The organism is Herbiconiux sp. SALV-R1 (assembly GCF_013113715.1).
Taxonomy (GTDB): Bacteria; Actinomycetota; Actinomycetes; order Actinomycetales; family Microbacteriaceae; genus Herbiconiux.
In genome coordinates, this window is sequence record NZ_CP053344.1 from 432,406 (window position 1) to 454,182 (window position 21,777).

Annotated in this window: 18 protein-coding genes; 11 read left to right on the forward strand and 7 right to left on the reverse strand. The window is 71.0% G+C overall.

All coding sequences use genetic code 11. The annotated features are described in order from the left end of the window. Positions 1-6: 6 nt before the first annotated feature. The 5 genes from HL652_RS02215 to HL652_RS02240 all read right to left on the reverse strand — a co-directional run bounded on the left by HL652_RS02215 (position 7) and on the right by HL652_RS02240 (position 7,947). Entirely contained in the window at positions 7-3,270 is a 3,264-nt protein-coding gene (locus HL652_RS02215) for a glycoside hydrolase family 3 C-terminal domain-containing protein (protein ID WP_216603969.1), read from the reverse strand. A 222-nt stretch (positions 3,271-3,492) separates the two neighbouring features. Continuing rightward, entirely contained in the window at positions 3,493-4,572 is a 1,080-nt protein-coding gene (locus HL652_RS02225; RefSeq protein ID WP_171703791.1) for a LacI family DNA-binding transcriptional regulator, read from the reverse strand. A gap of 58 nt (positions 4,573-4,630) precedes the next feature. Further along, positions 4,631-5,593: a carbohydrate ABC transporter permease gene (locus tag HL652_RS02230; RefSeq protein WP_171703792.1), complete on the reverse strand. Its 963-nt coding sequence runs from the start codon at positions 5,591-5,593 to the stop codon at positions 4,631-4,633. Beyond that, positions 5,586-6,551 (reverse strand): carbohydrate ABC transporter permease, encoded by a 966-nt coding sequence (locus tag HL652_RS02235; protein ID WP_253743597.1) that lies wholly within the window; start codon positions 6,549-6,551, stop codon positions 5,586-5,588. The genes HL652_RS02230 and HL652_RS02235 overlap by 8 nt, the downstream gene beginning before the upstream one ends. A 22-nt stretch (positions 6,552-6,573) precedes the next feature. Beyond that, positions 6,574-7,947: an ABC transporter substrate-binding protein gene (locus HL652_RS02240; RefSeq protein ID WP_171703793.1), complete on the reverse strand. Its 1,374-nt coding sequence runs from the start codon at positions 7,945-7,947 to the stop codon at positions 6,574-6,576. A 164-nt stretch (positions 7,948-8,111) separates the two neighbouring features. Between HL652_RS02240 and HL652_RS02245 the strand changes: the two genes are divergently transcribed. From HL652_RS02245 to HL652_RS02285, 9 genes are all read left to right on the forward strand, one after another. Continuing rightward, positions 8,112-9,092 (forward strand): LacI family DNA-binding transcriptional regulator, encoded by a 981-nt coding sequence (locus HL652_RS02245; protein WP_171703794.1) that lies wholly within the window; start codon positions 8,112-8,114, stop codon positions 9,090-9,092. Next, a complete protein-coding gene (locus tag HL652_RS02250; protein WP_171703795.1) occupies positions 9,089-10,006 on the forward strand; it encodes an alpha/beta hydrolase in 918 nt (305 codons plus the stop codon). The genes HL652_RS02245 and HL652_RS02250 overlap by 4 nt, the downstream gene beginning before the upstream one ends. Beyond that, positions 10,003-12,267 carry an alpha-L-rhamnosidase gene (locus HL652_RS02255; RefSeq protein WP_171703796.1) on the forward strand — a complete coding sequence of 755 codons (2,265 nt, stop codon included), beginning with the start codon at positions 10,003-10,005 and terminating at the stop codon, positions 12,265-12,267. The genes HL652_RS02250 and HL652_RS02255 overlap by 4 nt, the downstream gene beginning before the upstream one ends. Next, on the forward strand, positions 12,264-12,977 hold the full coding sequence (locus tag HL652_RS02260; protein ID WP_171703797.1) for an HAD hydrolase-like protein: 714 nt from the start codon (positions 12,264-12,266) through the stop codon (positions 12,975-12,977). Before HL652_RS02255 ends, HL652_RS02260 begins: the two co-directional genes overlap by 4 nt. Positions 12,978-13,220: 243 nt before the next feature. Next, positions 13,221-14,213, forward strand: coding sequence for an ABC transporter substrate-binding protein (locus HL652_RS02265; protein ID WP_171703798.1), 993 nt, complete (start codon positions 13,221-13,223; stop codon positions 14,211-14,213). A gap of 118 nt (positions 14,214-14,331) precedes the next feature. Then, positions 14,332-15,963 carry a sugar ABC transporter ATP-binding protein gene (locus HL652_RS02270; protein WP_171703799.1) on the forward strand — a complete coding sequence of 544 codons (1,632 nt, stop codon included), beginning with the start codon at positions 14,332-14,334 and terminating at the stop codon, positions 15,961-15,963. Then, a complete protein-coding gene (locus HL652_RS02275) occupies positions 15,960-17,012 on the forward strand; it encodes an ABC transporter permease (RefSeq protein ID WP_171703800.1) in 1,053 nt (350 codons plus the stop codon). Before HL652_RS02270 ends, HL652_RS02275 begins: the two co-directional genes overlap by 4 nt. After that, positions 17,009-18,055 (forward strand): galactofuranose ABC transporter, permease protein YjfF, encoded by a 1,047-nt coding sequence (yjfF, locus tag HL652_RS02280; protein ID WP_253743599.1) that lies wholly within the window; start codon positions 17,009-17,011, stop codon positions 18,053-18,055. Before HL652_RS02275 ends, yjfF begins: the two co-directional genes overlap by 4 nt. A 99-nt stretch (positions 18,056-18,154) precedes the next feature. Then, positions 18,155-19,288, forward strand: coding sequence for a LacI family DNA-binding transcriptional regulator (locus HL652_RS02285; protein WP_171703801.1), 1,134 nt, complete (start codon positions 18,155-18,157; stop codon positions 19,286-19,288). Here HL652_RS02285 and HL652_RS02290 read toward each other — a convergent pair. Then, the gene (locus HL652_RS02290; RefSeq protein ID WP_171703802.1) at positions 19,216-19,632 is read right to left on the reverse strand and encodes a CBS domain-containing protein; all 417 of its coding nucleotides are present in this window, start codon (positions 19,630-19,632) and stop codon (positions 19,216-19,218) included. The genes HL652_RS02285 and HL652_RS02290 overlap by 73 nt on opposite strands. A gap of 10 nt (positions 19,633-19,642) precedes the next feature. Beyond that, positions 19,643-20,524 (reverse strand): manganese catalase, encoded by an 882-nt coding sequence (locus HL652_RS02295; RefSeq protein ID WP_171703803.1) that lies wholly within the window; start codon positions 20,522-20,524, stop codon positions 19,643-19,645. A 268-nt stretch (positions 20,525-20,792) separates the two neighbouring features. On the opposite strand from HL652_RS02295, the gene HL652_RS21610 reads away from it, so the two are divergent. Beyond that, positions 20,793-20,933, forward strand: coding sequence for a hypothetical protein (locus HL652_RS21610; RefSeq protein WP_253743601.1), 141 nt, complete (start codon positions 20,793-20,795; stop codon positions 20,931-20,933). Continuing rightward, positions 20,930-21,727: a glycosyltransferase family 2 protein gene (locus HL652_RS02300; RefSeq protein ID WP_253743603.1), complete on the forward strand. Its 798-nt coding sequence runs from the start codon at positions 20,930-20,932 to the stop codon at positions 21,725-21,727. Before HL652_RS21610 ends, HL652_RS02300 begins: the two co-directional genes overlap by 4 nt. Positions 21,728-21,777 lie beyond the last annotated feature (50 nt).

The window sequence follows — 21,777 nt, forward strand, 5'->3', positions numbered from 1 at the left end:
GATGGGTCAGATCGCCGGTACGACGATCGACTGCGGAAGGTCGGTGGCGGAGAAACCCACCCGGGCGGTGAACTCGCCGGGCTCGATCTGCCAGGCGTGTTCCTCCTCAGACCAGTGGGCGAACTGCCGGCGGGCCAGACGGATGCGCACCTCGGCGCGCGCACCGGCCTCGAGTTCGATCGACGCGAACCCGCCGAGCCAGAAAGGTGGTCTCGCCACGGTGGAGTCGGGTCGCGAGAGGTAGACCTGGATGACCTGGCGGCCGCGACGCGGGCCCGTGTTGGCGACCCGCGCGACGACGGTGGTCGAGGTGCCGTCGACGCCGTCGGGGGTGCGGCCGGTGCCGGTGCCGGTGCCGGTGCCGGTGTCGGCGAAGAGGTCGGTGTCGAGGTCGCCTGGTTCGACGAAGACCTCGCCGAGACTCCACGAGGTGTAGCCCAGTCCGTGCCCGAAGGCGAAGGCAGGTTCGCTCGTGCCGAGCGCCCAGGCCCGGTGACCGATCAGCGACCCCTCCTCGTACCAGAGCGTTCCGTCGGTGGGTACGACGTTCTGCACGGGTGCATCGGCGAGGCGTTCCGGCCAGGTCGTCGGCAGTCGTCCGCCCGGTTCCGCGCGACCGGTCAGCAACGACGCGACGCCGTCGCCGAACTCCTGACCGCCGAACCAGGTCAGCAGCACCGCGCCGACCCGGGAACGCCAGGGCAGCTCGACGGGCGCACCCGCACTGACGACCACCACCGTGCGGGGGTTCGCCGCCGCGACCGCCTCGACGAGGGCGTCGTGCTCGGGAGGCAACGACAGGTCGGTGCGGTCGCGGCCCTCGGTCTCGATCCGCGCATCCGTGCCGACGAAGACGACCGCCACATCGGCGGCCGCGGCCGCCGCGACCGCTGCCTCCAGCGCGTCGGCGGCAGCTGCGAGGTCGGCGGGGAAGAGGCGACCGATGCGCACGTCGAGGATGCGCAGCTCGAGGTCGGCGGGGGCGTGGGCCGTGACCTCGACGCGGAGGGCCCGCCCCGCCACCGCCTCGACGGTGACCGCCACTCGTTTCTCGTGGGGTTCGGCGTCGACACGGGCGCCGTCGACCGTGAGGGAGCCGCCGGCGGGCAGCTCGACCGAGACCTCGACCGGGCCGTCGCGGTGGAACAGGGCGTCGAACTCCGCCGTCATCGCGCTGGCGGCGGTCGGCAGGTCACCGAGCCAGATCAGGCGCGAGGCGGAGCGCAGCTCGTCGCTCAGCACCCGTCCCGCCGCATCCCAGAGGCGCACCTGCAGTGCGCCGACCGTGCCGTCGGGCGCCATGAGCTCGTCGGGCCCGAACGCCTCGGGGTGGTCGGGGACCACCCCCGCGTGCTCCGTGACCTCGAGGGCGGGGATCGCCCTGAGCGCGTCCGCCGGGGTGCCGACGTGATCGGGCACCACCGCGGCGCTGCCACCGCCCTGGGTGCGTGGTCGCACGGCACCCGGGCCGATCACCGCGACCCGGAGCGGCGACCCACCCACCCCGAGGGGGAGGATGCCGTCGTTCGTGAGCAGCACCGACCCCCGCTCGAGGAGGTTCCTGGCCGTCTCGACACCCGTGGCCTCGGAGCCTGCGACGGAGACCCGGTGGTCGGCTCCGAGCGCGCCCACGCGCTGGGCGAGCGTCAGCAGCCGCCGCACCTTCTCGTCGAGGGTGTCGAGCGGCACCTCACCCGTCTGCACGGCGGCGAGCAGCGCGTCGTCCCACACCCCGCCCGGTTGCCCGTCGGAGCCGGGCATGGCGAGATCCTGACCGGCCGACGCCGCGTCGAGCGACCGCACCGCCGACCAGTCCGACACCACCACGCCGTCGAACCCCCACTCCGAGCGGAGCGGGTCGCGCAGCAGCCCGTGCTCGGTCATGCGCACGCCGTCGACCGAGTTGTAGGCGCTCATCACCGTCCAGACGCCGGCGGCCACCGCATCCTCGAACGGGCGCAGGTAAAGCTCGCGCAGGGGCGCCTCGTCGACCTCGACCGAGACGGTCATGCGCTCGGTCTCGGAGTCGTTCAGCACGTAGTGCTTGGCGCAGGCGCCGACGCCCCGGTCTTGCAGTCCCGCGATGTAGCGCACCGCGAGGGCGGAGGTGAGGAGGGGGTCTTCCGAGAACGACTCGAACGACCGCCCGCCGAGCGGCGTGCGGTGCAGGTTCACGGTCGGCCCGAGCACGACGTCGACACCGTGACGAGCGGCCTCGACGGCCAGCTGGGCGCCGACCTGGTAGGCCAGCGAGGGGTCCCAGCTCGCAGCAAGGGCGCCCGCCGAGGGGAGGTTGAGCGAGGGCTGCCGTTCGTCCATCGAGGGGCCGCGCACCCCGGCCGGGCCGTCGGAGAGCACGATCGGGCGGAGGCCAATGCGCGGCACGGCCTCGGTGGTCCAGAAGCCGCTTCCGCTGACCAGTGCGACCTTCTCCTCGGTCGTGAGGGCCGCGACCGCCTCGTCGATGGTGCGAACGGATGCGCGCGGCTGCAGCGGAAAGCGCTCCAGCCAGGAATCGGCGGCCGCCAGGGCCTCTGCGAGCGGGGGGAGCTCGGGGTGCCAGCGCAGCTCCCACTCGAGGCCGAGATACCCATCGTACCCGCGTGCGTCGAGCTGGAGCAGCACCTCTTCGAGCGGCAGCGTGCCCGTGCCCGGGAGAACGGGAAGCGGTTCGCGGCGGCCCACGACGTCCTTGATCTGCACGTGGCGGAGCCAGGGGGCCAGGAGTGCGGCGGTCGTGCTGACCGGCTCGCCGGCAGCCCACGGGTGCGCGATGTCCCAGATGGCGCCGACGCGCTCGTCGTCGACCGCGTCGAGCACGCGGGCGACCGCGAGGCCGGTGGAGTGGCTGTCATGGGTCTCGAGCCAGATGTCGACCCCCGCGTGGCCGGCGGCGGCCCGGAGGCGGCGCACCATCGCCGCGTCGCTGTCGTCTGGCAGGCGGTCGTCGCCGCCGGCGAACACGCGGATGGCGCCGAAACCCAGGTCGCGAGCGAGTTCGGCTTCGGCGCGCAAGGCGGCCAGCACCTGCGAGTCGTCGGAGCCGGGGCCGGCGAGGGTGACGTAGGTCGCGAGGCACACCCTCTCCAGGTCGCCGAGCGCGGCGGAGACGGCGGCCCGCTCCGACCGATCGAGACCGGGGTGCACCTCGGTGTCGTCGCTCGATCGCAACTCGAGCGCGTTCCAGCCCGATGCCGCCGCCAGCTCGGCGACTTCGGCGATGCCCGCGGTGGGACAGCCCAGGGTGGAGAATGCACGCCGTCGTGTCATGAATCGGATCCTCAGGAGTGTGGTTGCAGCGATGTGGCGCCATGGTGAAACGCTATAGAGACACTACAGAAACAAAGGGTAGAAACAAAGCGCAACACCTGGATTCGTCGGGCAGAGCGGAACCCCGTGCGCGACCGCAGCCGCGCCGGACGGGGAGCGTGGGTGGGGGCGGTGCCCGTCGGAGTCGCGAGTGGCCCGAGCGGTGCCGGGGCGGCGCGAAGCCTAGGCCCGGGGCGGCGCCACGGAGTCGCGCACCACGACGTGGGTGCCGAGCTCGACCGAGGAACCGGGCATGCCTGCGAGCGGCTTCTCCACGGCGAGGCGGGCCGCCTCCCAGCCGAGGTCGAAGACCGGCAGGTGCACGGTGGTGAGGTTGGGGCGCACCTGGAGGGCGACCTCGTTGTCGTCGTAGCCGACCACCGAGATGTCTTCCGGCACGTCGACACCGGCGTCGTGCAGGGCCCGCACCACCTCGACGGCGTGGAAGTCGCTGTTCGTGACGACGCCCGTCACCTCGGGGTGCTCCTCGAGCAGTCGCCGGGTGTTGGAGTAGGTGGGGTCGGTGATGCGGATGCGCCGGCTGCTGCTCGGCTGGAACTCTTCCGTGTAGGCCACCTCGAGTTCTAGGCCGAGCGTGCCGAGCGCGCGGCGTACACCGCGCAGGCGGCCCTCGGTGGTGGAGTGGTTGCGTTGCCCGCCCACCCACGCGATGCGCCGGTGCCCCTTGGAGGCGAGGTAGCTCGCGATGGCGAAGGCGCCGCCCTCGTTGTCGTAGCCGACGTCGAGGGTGCCGGGGTGCGCTCCGATGCCGGGGCGCGCGCAGAGCACCAGCCGGGCGTCGACCTCGCCCAGCATGGTGAGGTAGTCGCCGATGCGCCCGGCGTAGTCGTCGGTGCGCTGCATGCCGCCGACGAAGACGAGTGCGTCGAGCTCGCGCTGGCGGGCGGCCAGGCGCACGATGTCCCGCTCGCGGTCGAGGTCGCCCTCGGTGGGGAAGATGGTGCAGATGCGACCGTTCTCCGCCGCGGCTGCATCGATGCCGGCGGTGACGCCCGAGACCAGCGACGACCGCACATCCGACACGATCACCCCGATGGTGCGGGTGGCCTCGCGCCGGCGGGTGCGCGATTCGGAGTAGCCGAGCTCCCGCATCGCCTCGACCACCTTCTCGCGGGTCGCGCCCGAGATCGGGTAGCTGCCCGAGAGTACGCGGGAGGCGGTCGACAGGGAGACCCCGGCGAGGGCGGCGACCTCGCGGAGATTCGCTCGGCGTGCCGGGTTCTCGGCGGCGGCTTCGTTCATCGCGACCTCCTCACGCACTCCATCCCACCGACACTAGCTCAGCCGATTCTCGGCGGCGTCACCCCTTGATGCCGTTCGCCATGCCGACGCTGCGGAGGAACTGGCGCTGGAAGATGAGGAAGAGCACGATCGGCACGAGCAGCGACAGGAACAGCGCCGCCATCATCGCCGAGTACTCCAGCGAGGGTTCCACCCGCGGCAGCGCCACCGAGATGGGCTGCACGTTCGGGTCGGGCAGCACGAGCAGCGGCCACAGGTACTCCTTGTACGCCGACACGCAGCTGAGCAGCGCGAGCACGCTGATGATGGGCCGCGACAGCGGGATGACGATCGACCAGAGCACCCGCACCGGCCCCGCCCCGTCGATGCGGGCGGCCTCGATGAGCTCCCGGGGGATGGAGTCGAAGAACCGCTTGGCCAGCACGAGCGAGAAGGCGCTGGCGCCGGCCGGCAGCCACACCGCCCACATCGAGTTGAGCAGGCTGATGCCGAGCCCCGGCAGGTCGAGCACGGTGAGGTAGAGCGGCACCAGGGAGATGACACCCGGGATGAACAGGGTGGCCAGCACCGCCCAGTACACCACCGCCCCCCAGCGCGGCCGCAGGATCGACAGGCAGTAGGCGCCGGTGATGCAGACCACGAGCGTGACCGCCGCGCTGCCGAGTGCCAGCCAGAGGGTGTTGAGAAGGTACTTGTAGATGCCGAGCTCGTTCCAGACCACGGCGTAGTTGGAGAAGTCGATTCCCGACGGCCACCAGCCGAGGGGGTCGCGGATGAGGTCGCCGGTGGTCGAGATCGACGCCTTGGCCAGCCAGATCATGGGGAACACCGCCGCGACGACGAGGCCCACGAAGACCAGGACCTGGACGATCCGCAGCGTCCACCGCACGGTCGGGTTGTTGCGGTCGCCCCACGAGACCGCCGACCTCGCCTCCTCGTCGTCGGGCTTGGGGGTGCGTCGCCAGAAACCCCGGTCACGCACGGGTGCCGCGGCCTCCTCGCGGATGTCGAGGTCAGTCATTGTCGCTCCATCTCCGGGTGGCGAACTGGTACGCGATCGAGATCAGCGCCAGTGCGAGCGCCAGCAGAACGCTGAGCGCCGCAGCTGCGCCGTAGTTGGAGTTCACGAAGCCGTACTGGTAGATCATCATCAGCACCGTGATCGAGGCGTTGTTCGGCCCGCCGCCGGTGAGCAGCTTGGGCTCGTTGAACACCTGCAGGGTGCCGATGATCTGCAGCAGGAGCAGGATCAGCACGATTCCCCGGATCTGGGGGAGCGTGACGTGCCAGATGCGCCGCCAGACCCCCGCGCCGTCGAGTTCGGCCGCCTCGTAGAGCTCGGGTCGCACGCCGCCGAGAGCGGCGAGGTAGATGATGACCGCGGTACCGGCCCCGGCCCAGGTGCTGGCCACCACCATCGAGGGGATGACCATCTGCTCGGAGTTCAGCCACGCGAAGGGGCCCAGCCCGACGGTGCCCAGGATCGAGTTGAGCAGGCCCTCCTCGCCCGGCAGGTACATGACCTTCCAGAGCAGGATGCCGACGACGGGAGGGATGACCACCGGCAGGTAGGCGAGGGCGCTGTACAGGCCCTTGCGTCGCCGCAGCTCGGCCATCACCACCGCCAGGGCGAGCGGGAGCGGCGCGCCGATGAGGAGCGACAGCCCGGTGAAGAGCACGGTGTTGGCGACCGCCTTGGGCAGCACGGGGTCGGTCAGCACGAATTCGAAGTTCGACCAGCCCACCCAGGTGGTGGTGAGGAAGTTCGTCTTCTGCAACGACAGCACGACTCCGCTGACGATGGGGCCCCAGGCGAAGTACGCGAAGATGATCACGAGCGGGGCGCCGAAGACGATGGCCCAGATGCCGCCGCCCTTCACCCAGCGCGAGAAGCGCATGCGGAGGGAACGACGGGGTGCCGCCCCGACCCCCAAGTCCTTGAAGGCTCGGGAGCCGGAGGCGGCTGTGCGTTGCTGCATCATGAGTTGCTGAGTGCTCCGGTCATCCCTGCGAGATGATGCGATCGATGCGCGACGAGGCGTCGGAGACGAGAGTCTCGATGTCGGCGTTCTCGTCGGTCAGCGCCTGCTGCACCGTGGGAGCGAGATCGGCGTAGACCTCCTGCGCGCGGGTGGCGGGCTCGGGCACCAGCGGGATCACCGACAGGGAGTCGGTGTAGCCGGTGAAGTGCGCGGGGTCGACGTTGATGTAGTCGGCGATCCACTCTCGGTACTGCTCGTACGCCTCGGGGCTGAGCGGAGACAGGCCCGGAAGCCCCACCACTCCGCCGTCGGCGACGACGGCCTGCGCATTCGCCACGGCCGTCTCCTCGTCGGTGAACTTGCCGAAGTAGTAGTAGTCGACCCACTCGGCGGCCGCGGTGAGCTGTTCCGGCGTCGACTTCGGGTTGAACATCTGCACGTTGCCCGAGAGTAGGGCGCCCTCCTCGCCGCCGGCCTGCGGAACGTGGGTGGCCCCGATCGTCGACAGGTCGATCTCGTAGACGTTGTTCAGCCACTCATAGGTCTGCACAGGGGCGATGAACATGCCGGCGCGGTTCGCGGCGTACTCCTGCATGAGCGTCTTCAGGCTGAACAGCACCGTCGAGCCCATCGACTTGTCGGTCCAGTACATGTCGTGAACGGTCTTCAGGGCGTCGACACCCTCGGGGCTGTCGAGCGTCACCTCGCCCCCGGTGGGGTCTTCGACGGTGCCGCCGTGGGAGTACACGGTGGCGGTGTAGATCCAGCCGCCCTGGCCCTCCTCCGTCATCTGCAGGTAGCCCGGCGCGCCGGTCTTCTCGGTGATGGTCTTGGCGGCCTCGCGCACCTCGTCCCAGGTGGCCGGCGGGTCGTCGGGGTCGAGCCCGGCCTGCTCGAACAGCTGGCGGTTGTAGATGAGGCCGAGTGCGTCGACCGAGGTCGGGATGCCGTAGATGTTGCCCGCGTCGTCTTGCGCCTGCTTCAGCGTGTCGGGGTTCACGCGCTCGACGATGCCGAGCGGCTCGACGATGCCCGTGATGTCGGCGACCTGGCCGTTGTCGATCACCTGCTGCGTGTTGGTGAAGGGCACCGACATGACGGTCGGCATGGTGCCTCCGGCCACAAGGGCCGAGAAGGAGCCGTTGTCCCAGCGCGTCTCGCTGGTCTCGATGGTCACGTTCGGGTGGGCCTCCTCGAAGGAGTCGACAGCGTCGAGGAAGCCCTTGCGGGCGGCCTCGGCCTGCGTGCTCGGCAGATCGCCGACCGTGATGGTGACGGGTGCGTCAGGGTCGACCTGTGGGGTGGCGGGGGCGCTCGCGGTGCAGCCTGCTGCGGCCAGCGCGAGCGCGCCGACCGCGACGGCGGCGATGCCGTGTCGAATTCGGAGCTTCATCGTTGAGTCTCATTCTCTCTTGGGCACTGTCTCGTGGGAGTGCGGAGATCACGAGTGACCCCCGACGATTGGCGATGCTAGTTGAACTATTTCAAATGTGCAAGGATGGACGCAGCACGAACCGGATGCACCAGGAGAGCGGGAAGATGGCCGAAGAAACACCGATGTCGATCGCCGATGTCGCCAAGCGCGCCCGAGTCTCCGTCGGCACCGTCTCCAACGCTTTGAACCATCCTGAACGGGTTTCGAACGCCACGCTGCGCCGCGTCCGTACTGCGATCGACGAGCTGGGCTGGACGCCCTCGGGGCGTGCCCGCAAGGCGCCGGGGCGTCTGGAGACCATGGGGGTGGTGCTGGTCGATGCGTCGTCATCGCGCGCCGCCGTGCTCGAGGGCATTCAGGAGCGCATCCGTCGCACCGACGTCGAAGCGTTGACGGCCTTCACCGACGGAGACGGGGAGCGGGTGCGCGGCGCGCTCAACGCCTTCGAGCGGCTCGGCATGCACAGCGTCATCCTCGAATCGGGGGAGGGTACCGACCAGCTGGCCGAAGCGCTCACCTCTCGTGGCACGACCGTGGTGATCGCCGGTGCTACCGGCTCGCCACGACTGTCCTCGGCCGCCGTCGACGACGAGAGCGCGAGCCGGCTGGCGATCGAGCACCTCCTGGCGGGCGGGCGCCGGCGCATCGTGCTCGCGCACGACGGTCGCGAAGCAGGCCGGTCGGCCGATCGGGCCGCTGCCGCGAGGGCGACCGTGACCGAGGCCGGGCTCGACCCCGACGCGGTGCTGATCGAACAGCTCCTGCCGGGTGCGGGCGCGGCGGGCGGGCGTGCGGCGAGCGAGTTCCTGCTTGACCGGCGGGTGCTCTTCGACGCCTTGGTCTTCCCCGACGACGCCTCGGCCATCGGCGCCTGGCAGAACCTCGACGGCCACGGCCGGGCGGTGCCCGACGACGTCGCCGTCGTCGGATGCGGCGATTCCGCCGAGAGCTCGGCGGTCGGCATCACGAGCGTCCGTCTCCCGCTGCACGCCGTCGGTTACCACTGCGCCGACATGCTGCTCGCCCAGCGCCGCGACCCCCGCTCCGCCCGCGTGAGGCAGACCCTCCCCGTCGACCTCGTGATCCGGAAGTCCTCGCGATGACACTGAACCCGCTCCTCCGTGAGACGCTGGCCGGGGTCGTCGACTGGGACGACTACGAACGCGTCCTCGCCACCCTCACCGAAGGCTACCGTCCTCCGCCCGTCACGGTGGAGCACCGATCCGTGATCGGCCCCGGCGGCCTCGTCGCCCTCCGGCTGTACCGTGCCGAGGGGGCCGGGGAACGGATGCCCGGTCTGCTGTGGGTGCACGGCGGCGGCTTCACCGGCGGCTCGGTCGACATGCCGGAGGCCGATGTCGTCGCCCGCGAGCTCGCCCACCGGGCGGGTGCTCTGGTGGTCACCGTCGACTACCGGCTCGCCGGCCCCGGCACGCTCTTCCCCGCCCCGCTCGACGACGTGCAGGCCGCGTGGACGTGGTTCGTCGAGCACGCCGAGGCCGTCGGGGCCGACCCTCGCCGGCTGCAGCTCGGCGGGTGCTCCGCCGGCGGGAACCTGGCGGTCGCCGCCGCCCGCCGCCAGGTCGACTCCGGGCTCGCGAGCCCGGCCGGGCTGCTGATCGGATACCCCACCCTGCACTTCCCGACACCGGCCAGCGTGGGGCTCGGGGCCGAGGAGCTGCCGGAGATCCTGCGGTTCACGCCCGAGCACAATCTGAGCATCCTGCAGGGCTATCTCGGCCGCATCCACGACATCCCGGCCGAGGTCATGCCCGGGCTCGGCTCGGTCGAGGGCCTCCCGCCCACCCATCTCGCGCTCAGCGGGGTCGACGAACTCCGGGCCTCCGGCGAGCTGTTCGCCCGGCAACTGCGATCCGTGGGCGTCGATGTCGTGGTCGACGTCGCGGAGGGGCTTCCGCACGGGCACCTGAACATCCCGCCCGTGCCCGCCCTGCCGGAGATCGACCGGAGCCTCTCCCTTCTCGCGGAGGCCCTCCGGGCGGGGGCGGCGGCATGAGCTGGACGGCTCGGTTCATCTCGCCGCAGGACGACAGCCGGGCGGCGCCGCTGTTCCGGCGGGAGATCGAACTGCCGACGGATCACGGGGAGGTGGCGTCGGCGTCGCTCCGGCTGTCGGCGCACGGGGTCTGCGAGGCGAGCATCAACGGGAGGCCGGTCTCCGACGAGCTGCTCACCCCGGGGTGGACGAGCTACGAGTGGCGCACCCGCTTCACCGAGCACGACGTGACCGAGCTGGTGCAGGGCGCGGCGATCGCCATCGGCATCCGCGTGGGCAACGGCTGGTATCGCGGTCGCCTGGGCTGGGAGGGTGGGCGCGCGTTCTACGGGAGTCGGCTCGCCGCGATCGCCGAGCTGCGCATCCGCTTCTCCGACGGTCACGAGCACCTCGTCGTCACCGACTCGCAGTGGCGAACCTCGACCGGGGAGACCACCGACGACGATCTCTACGACGGTCAGCGCATCGACGCGCGGCGTGCGCAACCGGGCTGGGACTCGGCCGGCTTCGACGACTCGGGGTGGGAGCCGGCGGAGGAGATCGCCTCCGACACCGCGCGGCTCGTCGCTTCGGCGGTTCCGCCGGTGAGGCGACTCCGCGAGGTCGCGCCCGTCTCGGTCGGGCTCGGCCCGAGCGGGCGGGTGATCGTCGACTTCGGGGAGAACCTGGTTGGCTGGGTGCGGGTGACCGCCACCGGCGCGGCGGGTGCGCGCATCACCATCAGGCACGCCGAGGTGCTCGAGGAAGGCGAGCCGGCGATGAGGCCGCTGCGCTCCGCCCGCGCGACCGACGAGTACACGCTGAGCGGAGGCCTGGACGTCTTTGAGCCCACGTTCACCTTCCACGGCTTCCGCTACGTCGAGGTCGAGGGGTGGCCCGGCGACGACTACACGCGTCTCACCGCCGTCGTCGTCGGCTCCGACCTGCACCGCATCGGGCGGTTCGCCTGCTCCGACCCCGACCTCACCCGTCTGCACGAGAACGTGGTGCGGAGCATGCAGGGCAACTTCCTCGCCCTGCCCACCGACTGCCCGCAACGCGACGAGAGGCTCGGCTGGACCGGAGACATCGCCGTCTTCGCGCCGACGGCGGCGTTCCTGTTCGACGCGCAGGCGTTCCTCGCCGACTGGCTCCGCGACCTCGCCCTCGAGCAGCGGGCCCACGGTGGAGTCGTGCCCTACGTCGTACCCGACCTGTTCCGCCACACCGGAGTCCCTGCCGCCCTCGAGCCCTTCGACGCGACGGCGATCTGGGGCGATGCCGCCGCCTGGGTGCCGTGGGCACTGTGGCAGGCCTACGGCGACCCCGAGATGCTGCGCGAGGCCTACCCGTCGATGGCGGCGCACGCCCGCCGGGTGCGCTCGCTGCTCTCGGCCGACGGGGTGTGGCACACCGGGTTCCAGTTCGGTGACTGGCTCGACCCGACGGCGCCGCCCGACGACCCCATGGCGGCGGCGGCCGACCCCGGAGTTGTCGCGACGGCGTCGGCCTACCGCACCGCCCGCATCCTCGCCGACACCGCCGCCGTGCTCGGGTATCCCGACGACCTGGTGGAGTTCGAGGCGCTCGCCGCCTCGCTCCGCGCCGCATTCCGATCGGTGTACGTGGGTAGCGGAACGATCCGCAGCGACAGCGTCACGGTGTACGCGCTCGCGATCGTGTTCGGCCTCGTGGCGGAGGAGGACCTGCGCTGGGCGGGCGACCGCCTTTCCGAACTCGTGGCCGCCGCCGGTCACCGCATCTCGACCGGCTTCGCCGGCACCCCGTTCGTGCTCGACGCCCTCACCCGCACCGGGCACACGGACGCGGCGTACACCCTGCTCCTCCAGCCGGAGTGCCCGTCGTGGCTCTACTCGGTGCGGATGGGGGCGACGACGATCTGGGAGCGGTGGGACAGCATGCTCCCCGACGGCACCGTGAACCCCGGCGAGATGACGAGCTTCAACCACTACGCGCTCGGTGCCGTCGCCGACTGGATGCACCGGTCGATCGGCGGCCTGGCCCCCGCCGAACCCGGTTACCGACGCATTCTCGTCGAGCCGCGCCTCGACGGACGGCTCGGCTGGGCGAAGGCCTCCCTCGAGACGCCGCTCGGGCGCGCCTCGGTGCGCTGGGAGCTCGAGGGTGAGCAGAGCGACCGGGTGCGCCTCGCCGTGGTGGTGCCTCCGGGGTCGTCGGCGCTCGTCCGCCTCGGTGGGATCGAGCGCGAGCTGCCCGCCGGTTCCCACGATCTGACACTTCCCCGGCCGGTCGGGCGATGAGCGTTCGACCTCGGGAACCCCGGCATCACCCCGCGCCGCTCGCGATCTTCGACCTCGACGGAACGCTCATCGACTCGGGCGCGAACATCCTCGCCGGCCTCCGCGCGACCTTCGCGGAGATCGGCCTGCCCGTGCCCGATGACTCCGAGCTCGTGCACTACATCGGGCCGCCCGTGCGCCACTCGTTCCTCGCGCGGGCCGGCCTCGACCACGCTGCCGCCGAGGAGGCCGGGCGACTCTACGGGCGCATCTCAGACGAGCACTTCCGCGACGGGGTGACGGTGTACTCGGGTGTTCCCGAAGCCCTGGATGCGCTGGCCGCGCGGGGTGCGCTGCTCGCCATCGCGACATCGAAGCCCGAACCTCAGGCCCTCGCCCTGCTCGCCGAGCACGGCCTGCTCGACCGATTCGCCCTGGTGGTGGGGTTCGAGCCGACCGGCCAGCGCGAATCGAAGGCGGCGATCATCAGCGAGGTGCTCCGGCGCGCCGACGTCGACACCGACGCCCGCGGCGACACCGACGGGCACCGGTTCGTCGCGGTGATGGTGGGCGATAGGGAGCACGACCTCGACGGCGCCGAGGCCAACGGCATCGCCTCGGCGTGGGTGGCGTGGGGCTACGGCCAGGCGCACGAGGGCGCCGCAGCGACACGCATCGTGCCGAGGGTCGATGAGCTCGCGGAAGCCGTCGCCGACCTGCTCGGCGTCTGACCCCGGCGCGGATGCCATTCACCTCCGATCCCGACCGGCCGCGCAATATTAGCGTTCACATTAGGGCCACCGCGGGGCGAGCGCTAGTACCAATCCGGTAACGAACATCCGCGAGAATTCGCGATTGTGAAGGCTCACATTTTGTGTCAAGCTTCTGCCCCAGCGGCACCGACGTGGTTGCCGCACCCGGCACCAGACGCAGCACCGAAGCGGCCGGGAGGTTGAACAGAGAGGTTCATCACGATGAAGAAGAAGTTCATCGGACTCGCGGCGGCCGGGGCCATGCTCCTCACCCTCGCGGGCTGCGCCGGCGGGGGAGACGCCGGCACCGCGGGCTCCGACGGCCCCAAGCCCGTCGACGAGCTCGTCGTCGGTTTCGCCCAGGTGGGCGCCGAGAGCGGCTGGCGCACCGCCAACACCACCGACATCCAGTCGGCGTTCAAAGACGCCGGCATCGAGCTCAAGTTCTCCGACGCGCAGCAGAAGCAGGAGAACCAGATCAAGGCCATCCGCTCCTACATCCAGCAAGGTGTCGACGTCATCGCGTTCTCGCCCGTCGTCGAGACCGGGTGGGACGCCGTGCTCAACGAGGCCAAGGCCGCGAACATCCCGGTGGTGCTCACCGACCGTGCCGTCGACTCGCAAGACGACTCGCTCTACGTCAGCTTCCTCGGCTCCGACTTCGTCGAAGAGGGCAAGAAGGCGGGCGACTGGGTGGTCGAGGAGTACAAGGACTCCACCGACCCGGTGAAGATCATCCAGCTCGAGGGCACCACGGGCGCCGCCCCCGCCATCGACCGCGCCGAGGGCTTCGCCGACGTCATCGGCGGCGACGACAAGTTCGAGATCGTCGCCAGCCAGACCGGCGACTTCACCCGCGCCGGCGGCAAGCAGGTCACCGAGGCGCTGCTGAAGTCGAACCCCGACGTCGACCTCATCTACGCCCACAACGACGACATGGCCCTCGGCGCCATCGAGGCGATCGAAGCGGCGGGCCTGAAGCCCGGCGAAGACATCAAGATCGTCAGCGTCGACGCGGTGAAAGACGGCATGCAGGCGCTCGCCGATGGCAAGATCAACTTCATCGTGGAGTGCTCGCCGCTGCTCGGCAAGCAGCTCGTCGACATCGTCGAGCAGATCAACAACGGTGAGACCCCCGAGAAGCGCATCATCACGGAGGAGACCACCTTCGACCAGGAGCAGGCCACGGCGGCCCTGCCCGACCGGCAGTACTAGCAGCATCAGGTGACGGATGCGCGGTGCACTCCGCGCATCCGTCACCCCCTGCAAGACCCACCAGACACGCAGCACCCCCTTCCCTCGAACAAGCCCTTCCCTCGAAGAAGAGAGAACCATGACCGCACCCGTCGTCGAGATGACCGGAATCTCGATCTCGTTCCCCGGTGTGAAGGCGCTCGACGGCGTCGACTTCCGCATGTTCCCCGGCGAGGTGCACTCGCTCATGGGAGAGAACGGCGCCGGCAAGTCCACCATCATCAAGGCCCTCACGGGGGTGTACCAGATCGACAGCGGCTCCATCGTCGTCGACGGGCAGCCCGTGTCGTTCAGCGGGCCCGCCGCCGCGCAGGCCGCCGGCATCGCCACCGTGTATCAGGAGGTGAACCTGCTGCCGAACCTCTCGGTGGCCGAGAACATCCTGCTCGGGCGCGAGCCCCGCCGCTTCGGCTCGATCGACGGGCGCGCGATGCGCCGCCGGGCCGCGGTGCTGCTCGAGGGCCTCGGCCTCGACATCGAGCCCGGGTCGCTGCTCGGCTCGCACTCGCTCGCCGTGCAGCAGCTCGTGGCCATCGCCCGGGCCATCGACATCGACGCGAAGGTGCTCATTCTCGACGAGCCCACGTCGAGCCTCGACGCCGACGAGGTGGCCGAGCTGTTCCGGGTCATCCGCTCGCTCCGCGACTCCGGCGTCGCCATCCTCTTCGTCTCGCACTTCCTCGATCAGATCTACGAGATCACCGACCGGCTCACGGTGCTCCGCAACGGGCGACTGGTGGGGGAGTACCTCACCGAGGAACTGCTGCGCATCGACCTCGTGCAGAAGATGATCGGCAAGGAGCTCACCGTCCTCGACGAGATCGGGCGCCGCTCCCACACGGCGGAGGGCGTGGTGGAGGCCGACCGGCCCGCCGACTTCGTGCGCGCCGAGGGGTTGGGGCGGAAGGGCGCGATCGAACCGTTCGACCTCGTGATCGGGGAGGGCGAGGTCGTCGGCCTCGCCGGCCTCCTCGGCTCCGGGCGCACCGAGCTCGCGCGCATCCTCGGCGGCATCGACCGCTCCGACAGCGGGCGCCTCGAGATCACCGGCTCCGGCACGAAGCTGCGTACGCCTCGCCAGGCCATCGGCCGCCGCATCGCCTACTCCTCCGAAGACCGGCGCGGCGAGGGCATCATCAATGAGCTCACCGTGCGCGACAACATCGTGCTCGCACTGCAGGCCGACCGCGGCTGGTTCCGGCCCATCCCGAAGAAGCGGCAGGAGGAGCTCGCCCAGAGCTACATCCAGGCCCTCAACATCCGCCCCGCCAACGCCGACGCGCTCGTGCGGAACCTCTCCGGGGGCAACCAGCAGAAGGTGCTCCTCGCGCGCTGGCTGGCGATCGCACCCCGGCTGCTCATCCTCGACGAGCCCACGCGCGGCATCGATATCGGGGCCAAGGCCGAGATCCAGAAGCTCATCTACACGCTCGCCGAGAACGGCATGAGCGTGGTGTTCATTTCGGCCGAGCTGGAAGAGGTGCTGCGACTGTCGCACCGTGTGGCCGTGCTGCGCGACCGGCGCCTCGTCGCCGACATCGAGAACGACGGCATCACCGTCGACGCCCTGCTCGCGCTCATCGCCGACGGCTCGGTGGCCGACGACCCCGTCGCAGGGGACTCCGTCGCCGACGATGCCACGGATGCGCCCCCGGCCACCGCAGGCAAGACCACCACCCCGCCCCTCCAGACCACGGGAGACCCACGATGAACGCCCTCCTCCTCCGCATCGTGTCGAGCCGGCTGTTCTGGCCGGTCGTCATGCTGCTCGTGCTGGTGGCGATCAACGTCATCGCCTTCCCCGGCTTCCTCACCATCACCGTGAAAGACGGGCACCTGTTCGGCTCGGTCATCGACATCCTGCGCAACGGCGCGCCGACGCTCATCATCGCGGTGGGCATGACGCTCGTCATCGCGACGAGGGGCATCGACCTCTCGGTCGGCGCCGTCGCCGCCATCTCGGGAGCCGTCGCCTGCTCGATCCTCCTCGGCTCCTCCGACCCCGGCTCCTTCGGCACAGTCGCCGTCGCCGTCGTGGTGGCCCTGCTGATCGCACTCGTGCTGGGCGTCTGGAACGGGTTCCTGGTGTCGGTGATCGGCATCCAGCCCATCATCGCCACCCTCATCCTCATGACGGCGGGGCGAGGCGTGGCCATGCTCATCACCGAGGGGCAGATCCTCACCGTCGACAGCGCGCCGTTCAAGGCGCTCGGCTCGGGCTTCTGGTTCGGGCTGCCCGTCGCTGTGGTCATCGGCGCAGGCATCTTCGCGCTCGCCGCGCTGCTCACCCGGCGCACCGCGCTCGGCATGCTCATCGAGTCGGTCGGCATCAACCCCGAGGCCAGCCGCCAGGCCGGCGTGCGGGCGCGCGGCCTGCTGTTCACCGTGTACACCTTCTGCGCGCTGTCGGCCGGCATCGCCGGCCTCATCCTCACCGCCAACCAGACGGCGGCGGATGCGAACAACACCGGCCTGTTCATCGAGCTCGACGCCATCCTCGCGGTGGTGATCGGCGGCACCTCGCTCGCCGGGGGCCGCTACTCGCTCGCGGGCACGCTGATCGGGGCGCTCGTCATCCAGACCCTCGTCACCACGGTCTACACGGTGGGCATCCCTCCCATCATCACCATGGTGTTCAAGGCCGCCGTGGTCACCGCCGTGTGCCTCCTCCAGTCGCCCGCCACCAATGCCGCGTTCGCGCGGATGCGTCAGCGCGTCGCCGCGCGAAGCGCCCGAGTCAAGGAAGCAGCAGCATCGTGACGTCGACCCTTGAACGACCCACCACCGGTGCGCCCGCGGGGCGCAGCGGCATCCGTTCCCCCCGCCGCCCGCTCGACCGCGTGCGCGACCTGCTCACGAGCCCCAAGTCGGGCCCGGTGCTCGTCACCGCCGTGCTGTTCGTCGCGGTGTTCGTGGCGGGCGGCATCCGCTACAAGGGGTTCTTCTCGGGGCAGGTGTTCCTCAACCTGTTCGTCGACAACTCCTACCTCATCGTGCTCGCCGTCGGCATGACCTTCGTCATCCTCACCGGGGGCATCGACCTCTCGGTGGGAGCCGTGGTGGCGCTGTCGACGATGATCGCGGCGAGTCTGCTGCAGACCGGGTGGTCGCCCGGGGCGGTGATCCCGCTCATCCTGGTGCTGACGAGTGTGCTGGGGCTGCTCGTGGGGCTCATGATCCACATCTTCAAGGTGCAGCCGTTCATCGCGACCCTCGCCGCCATGTTCCTCGCCCGGGGCCTCTGCTACGTCATCTCGAAAGACTCGATCTCGATCACCGAGCCCGCGTTCGTGGCGCTCGCCGTGACGCGCATCCCGCTCGGCGGCGGGCTCAGCATCACGCCGAGCGTCGTGATCGCCCTCGTCGTCGTGGTCGTCGCCGTGTGGGTGCTCGGCTTCACGCGCTTCGGCCGCACCGTCTACGCCATCGGCGGCAGCGAGCAGTCGGGCATGCTGATGGGGCTGCCGGTGGCGCGCACCAAGGTGATCGTCTACGTGGTGAGCGGCTTCTGCTCCGGCCTCGCGGGCGTGCTGTTCTCCTTCTACACGCTCTCGGGCTACCCGCTCACGGCCATCGGCACCGAGCTCGACGCCATCGCGGCTGTCGTCATCGGCGGCACGCTGCTCACGGGCGGCTACGGGTTCGTGCTCGGGTCGGTGCTCGGGGTGCTGGTGCTCGGGGTGATCCAGACCATCATCACCTTCGAGGGAACGCTCTCGTCGTGGTGGACCAAGATCTTCATCGGGGCGCTGCTCCTCGTCTTCATCATTCTGCAGAAGGTGCTCACGGCGCGGCGACGGTGAGCGAAAGGCCCGCGATAATACGAAGACGCGCCCACCCCGCGCCCAGACGCGCCATCCCGCGCCGACACCGCGCCCACCCCGCGCCGATGAGGACCCTCCGTGACTGAAGACGACAAGGCGCGAGCCGCCACGATCTTCGATGTGGCGCGCCTCGCGGGGGTCTCGCACCAGACGGTGTCGCGGGTGCTCAACGACCTGCCGAACGTGCGGCCGGCCACCCGGCAACGCGTCGAGAACGCCATCCGTCAGCTGCGCTACGTGCCCTCGCCCGCGGCGCGCGCCATGGTGACGAGGCGCTCGCGCACCATCGGGCTCATCACCACCGGGTCGGCCGACTTCGGGCCCTCGTCGACGGCGCTGCACTTCAACGAGACGGCGAGGGATGCGCGCTACGCCGTCATCACCGCCGGCCTCCTCGAGGCGGATGCGGCGCACGTGCGCAGTGCGGCCGAGCTGCTGGTGCGGCAGAACGTCGAGGCGATCGTGCTCATCGTGCAGGAGCGGGCGGCGGTGGAGGGCATCACCGGGGTCGACCTCGGGGTGCCGGTGGTGGCCGTGTCGTCAGAAGACCGCGGGGCGCCGCACCGCGTCGCGCTCGACCAGTACGCGGGGGCGCGCGCCGCCGTCGACCACCTGGTGGGGCTCGGGCACCGCGACATCAGGCACATCGCGGGCCCGGCGGGGTCGATGGATGCTGCGGAACGGATGCGCGGATGGTTCGGCGGCCTCGCCGCCCACGGCCTGGTGAGCCGCGAGCCGCTCATCGGCGACTGGACTCCGGCGAGCGGGTACGCCCACGGCGTGCGGCTCGCGTCGGAGGGGTCGGCGACGGCGGTGTTCGTGGCGAATGACCAGATGGCGCTCGGCCTCATCAGGGCCTACACCGAGGCGGGGCTGCGGGTTCCCGACGACCTCAGCGTCGTGGGCTTCGACGACATCCCCGAGGCGGCGTTCTTCTCGCCGCCGCTCACCACCGTGCGGCAGGACTTCACCGTGCTCGGGCGGGCGGCGATGGAGGCGGTGCTCGGCGTGCTGGGGGAGCGCGAGGGCGGGGCGCCGGAGGCGCTCGCCGCCGCCGGGCTCGGGGTGTCGCTCGTCGTGCGGTCGAGCTCGGCTGCGCCGGCGGCGGCTCCTCCGCCCGCCGCCGGCGCCTCACCTGCTCAGGCCTCCGAGATCTCCTCCACGGTCTCGCCCGTCTCGGCGGCGGAGAGGGAGAGGGCGACGTCGGCCTGACTGATGATGCCGACGAGCTCGTGCCCGTCGATCACCGGCAGCCGGCGCACCTGATACTCCTGCATCACCCGGGGCGCCTCCCGCACGTCGTCGTCGGCGCCGACGGTCACCGGCTTGCCGTCGGCGAGCTCGCCCACCGTGGTGGCGCCGGGGTCGCGCCCCTCGGCCACCACCCTCACCACGATGTCGCGGTCGGTGATCATGCCGGCCAGCCTGCCGTCGTCACCGCAGATGGGGAGTGCCCCCACGTCGAGGTCGCGCATCAGCATGGCGGCCTCGGCCACGGTCTGACCGACCCCGGCGCACTGCGGGTCGGGGGTCATGATGTCGCGTGCGGCAGTCATCTCGCGCCCCCTACTTCGTGCTCAGCTTGTCTTTGATGACGCCCGCGGCCTTGTCGACGATGTTCGGCTTGGCATCGGTGCCGAAGAAGCGCGGGTCGGGCTGCGTCGGCGGCGGCATCGGCACCGTGTTCTGCGGCCCGTCGAGGTAGCTGAACTCGCCCTTGCCGTCGGGCGTGGGGCCCGAGGCCCAGCTTCCTTCGGCTGCGGCCTGCCCGTCGGAGAGGTTGATGTACTGGTACGCCACGTCGCGCTGCTCCTGCGACAGCGGGAAGTTGCTCGGCACGGGCAGGTCTTCCTTCCCCTCGGCGCGCAGCTCGGCGGCGGCGGCGATCCACTGGTTCTGGTGCATCGTGTCGCGGGCGAGCAGGAACGACAGCAGGTCGCGCACTCCGTGGTCGTCGGTCATGTTGTAGAGGCGGGCCACCTGCAGCCGGCCCTGCATCTCGGCGTTGGCGTTCGCCGTGAAGTCGGCGAGCAGGTTGCCGCTCGCGGTGACGTACGACCCCTGCCACGGGTTGCCGTTGCTGTCGACCGGCCGCACACCCGCTCCGGCCACGATCGCCGACTGCACGTCGGTGCCCCCGATCACGGCGCCCAGCACGGGGTCGGCGGCGATCGCCGCCTCCGACTGCTCCACGGGCGCCTTCTCGAGCAGCTGCGCGATCATCACCGCGATCATCTCGACGTGCCCGAACTCCTCGGCGCCGATGCCGAACAGGAGGTCTCGGTACTTGCCCGGCTCGTGAGCATTCCAGGCCTGGAACCCGTACTGCATGGCGACGGTGATCTCTCCGTACTGACCGCCGAGCACCTCTTGGAAGCGCCTCGCGAACACCGCATCCGGCTTCGTCGGTGTCGCCTTGAACTGCATCTCCTGCTTGTGGAAGAACACGTCTCGCTCCGATTCTCTTGCTCTGTCGTCTCTGCCCGACGGGGTGCTCCCCGCCGCAGCTCGCACACTCGCGAACCTACGGATGCGCATCAGGCCGGCGAGGGGCTGGACACCCCGCCCGCCGAGGCGTACACGCGCGAGGCCGCCGCCGCCCCCGCCCGGATGCGCCGTGCCGCGAGCGCGGCGAACCGCCCGCCGTGTCAACCCCCGAGCGCATGCGCCTCCACCGGCCGAGCGTGGGCACAGGCACCGAGGTGGAGGAGACCGCATGGGCACGAAGGCGATCACCGTCGCACTGGGCATGACCGGAGTGCCGGCCACCGCATCCGTCTGGGGGCTTGTGCGACGGTCGCGGCGACCGCACGGCGACGGGCGTGCCGGTCGCGGCTCGTCGGGACGGGCGGAGTGATCGGGGTTCTGCCGACGGTGTCGGTGGTGATCCCGGTGAAGGACGACGCGGAGCGGTTGCGGGTGTGCCTGGCGGCGCTCGGGCGGCAGGCGGTGACGCCGCTCGAGGTGGTCGTCGTCGACAACGGGTCGAGCGACGGCGGCGCCGCGACGGCGGCGGTCGCCGCCGCGGGCGGTGCGCGGCTCGTGCGGGAGGAGCGGCCCGGCATCCCGGCCGCGGCGGCGGCCGGGTACGACGCGGCCGTCGGCGAGGTGATCGCGCGGCTCGACGCCGACAGCATCCCGGGGCCGGGGTGGGTGAGGGAGGTCGCGCGGGCCGTCGCCTCGCGCCCGGCGGTGGGCGCGGTGACGGGCGGTGCCGAGTTCTCAGGTGGCCCGTGGGGGCTGCGCCGCGTCGGCGCGGCGGCGTACCTCGCGGCGTACCACGTGGCGCTGGGGCCGGCGCTCGGGCATCCGCCTCTGTTCGGGTCGAATCTCGCGATGCGGCGCACGGCGTGGGAGGCGGTGCGGTTCGCGGTGCACCGCGGCGACGCCGAGCTGCACGACGACCTCGACCTGTCGTTCCACCTCGGGCGGCTCGTCGGCGTGGCGTACGCGCCCGGCATCACGGTGCGGATCTCGCACCGCCCGCTCACCGATGCCGCGTCGCTGCGGCGCCGCTTCGCGCGCGGCTTCCGCACCGTGTTCACCCACTGGCCAGCCGAGCTGCCCTGGCACCGCTGGCGGGCGGTCGTGGCCCGTAGGCGCGCAGCCCGCGGTCGAATCGTGTTGGACAGGCGGTGCGAGGCCGACTAGTGTTGCACAGCCCGGCCACCCCCGGCCGGCACACGACACCCCGTTGACCT

Excerpts from the sequence above, each read along its gene's own strand:
- HL652_RS02215 (WP_216603969.1), bottom strand. The coding sequence starts at position 3,270 with ATGACACGACGGCGTGCATTCTCCACCCTGGGCTGTCCCACCGCGGGC.
- HL652_RS02225 (WP_171703791.1), bottom strand. The coding sequence starts at position 4,572 with ATGAACGAAGCCGCCGCCGAGAACCCGGCACGCCGAGCGAATCTCCGC.
- HL652_RS02230 (WP_171703792.1), bottom strand. The coding sequence starts at position 5,593 with ATGACTGACCTCGACATCCGCGAGGAGGCCGCGGCACCCGTGCGTGAC.
- HL652_RS02235 (WP_253743597.1), bottom strand. The coding sequence starts at position 6,551 with ATGCAGCAACGCACAGCCGCCTCCGGCTCCCGAGCCTTCAAGGACTTG.
- HL652_RS02240 (WP_171703793.1), bottom strand. The coding sequence starts at position 7,947 with ATGAAGCTCCGAATTCGACACGGCATCGCCGCCGTCGCGGTCGGCGCG.
- HL652_RS02245 (WP_171703794.1), top strand. The coding sequence starts at position 8,112 with ATGTCGATCGCCGATGTCGCCAAGCGCGCCCGAGTCTCCGTCGGCACC.
- HL652_RS02250 (WP_171703795.1), top strand. The coding sequence starts at position 9,089 with ATGACACTGAACCCGCTCCTCCGTGAGACGCTGGCCGGGGTCGTCGAC.
- HL652_RS02255 (WP_171703796.1), top strand. The coding sequence starts at position 10,003 with ATGAGCTGGACGGCTCGGTTCATCTCGCCGCAGGACGACAGCCGGGCG.
- HL652_RS02260 (WP_171703797.1), top strand. The coding sequence starts at position 12,264 with ATGAGCGTTCGACCTCGGGAACCCCGGCATCACCCCGCGCCGCTCGCG.
- HL652_RS02265 (WP_171703798.1), top strand. The coding sequence starts at position 13,221 with ATGAAGAAGAAGTTCATCGGACTCGCGGCGGCCGGGGCCATGCTCCTC.
- HL652_RS02270 (WP_171703799.1), top strand. The coding sequence starts at position 14,332 with ATGACCGCACCCGTCGTCGAGATGACCGGAATCTCGATCTCGTTCCCC.
- HL652_RS02275 (WP_171703800.1), top strand. The coding sequence starts at position 15,960 with ATGAACGCCCTCCTCCTCCGCATCGTGTCGAGCCGGCTGTTCTGGCCG.
- HL652_RS02290 (WP_171703802.1), bottom strand. The coding sequence starts at position 19,632 with ATGACTGCCGCACGCGACATCATGACCCCCGACCCGCAGTGCGCCGGG.
- HL652_RS21610 (WP_253743601.1), top strand. The coding sequence starts at position 20,793 with ATGGGCACGAAGGCGATCACCGTCGCACTGGGCATGACCGGAGTGCCG.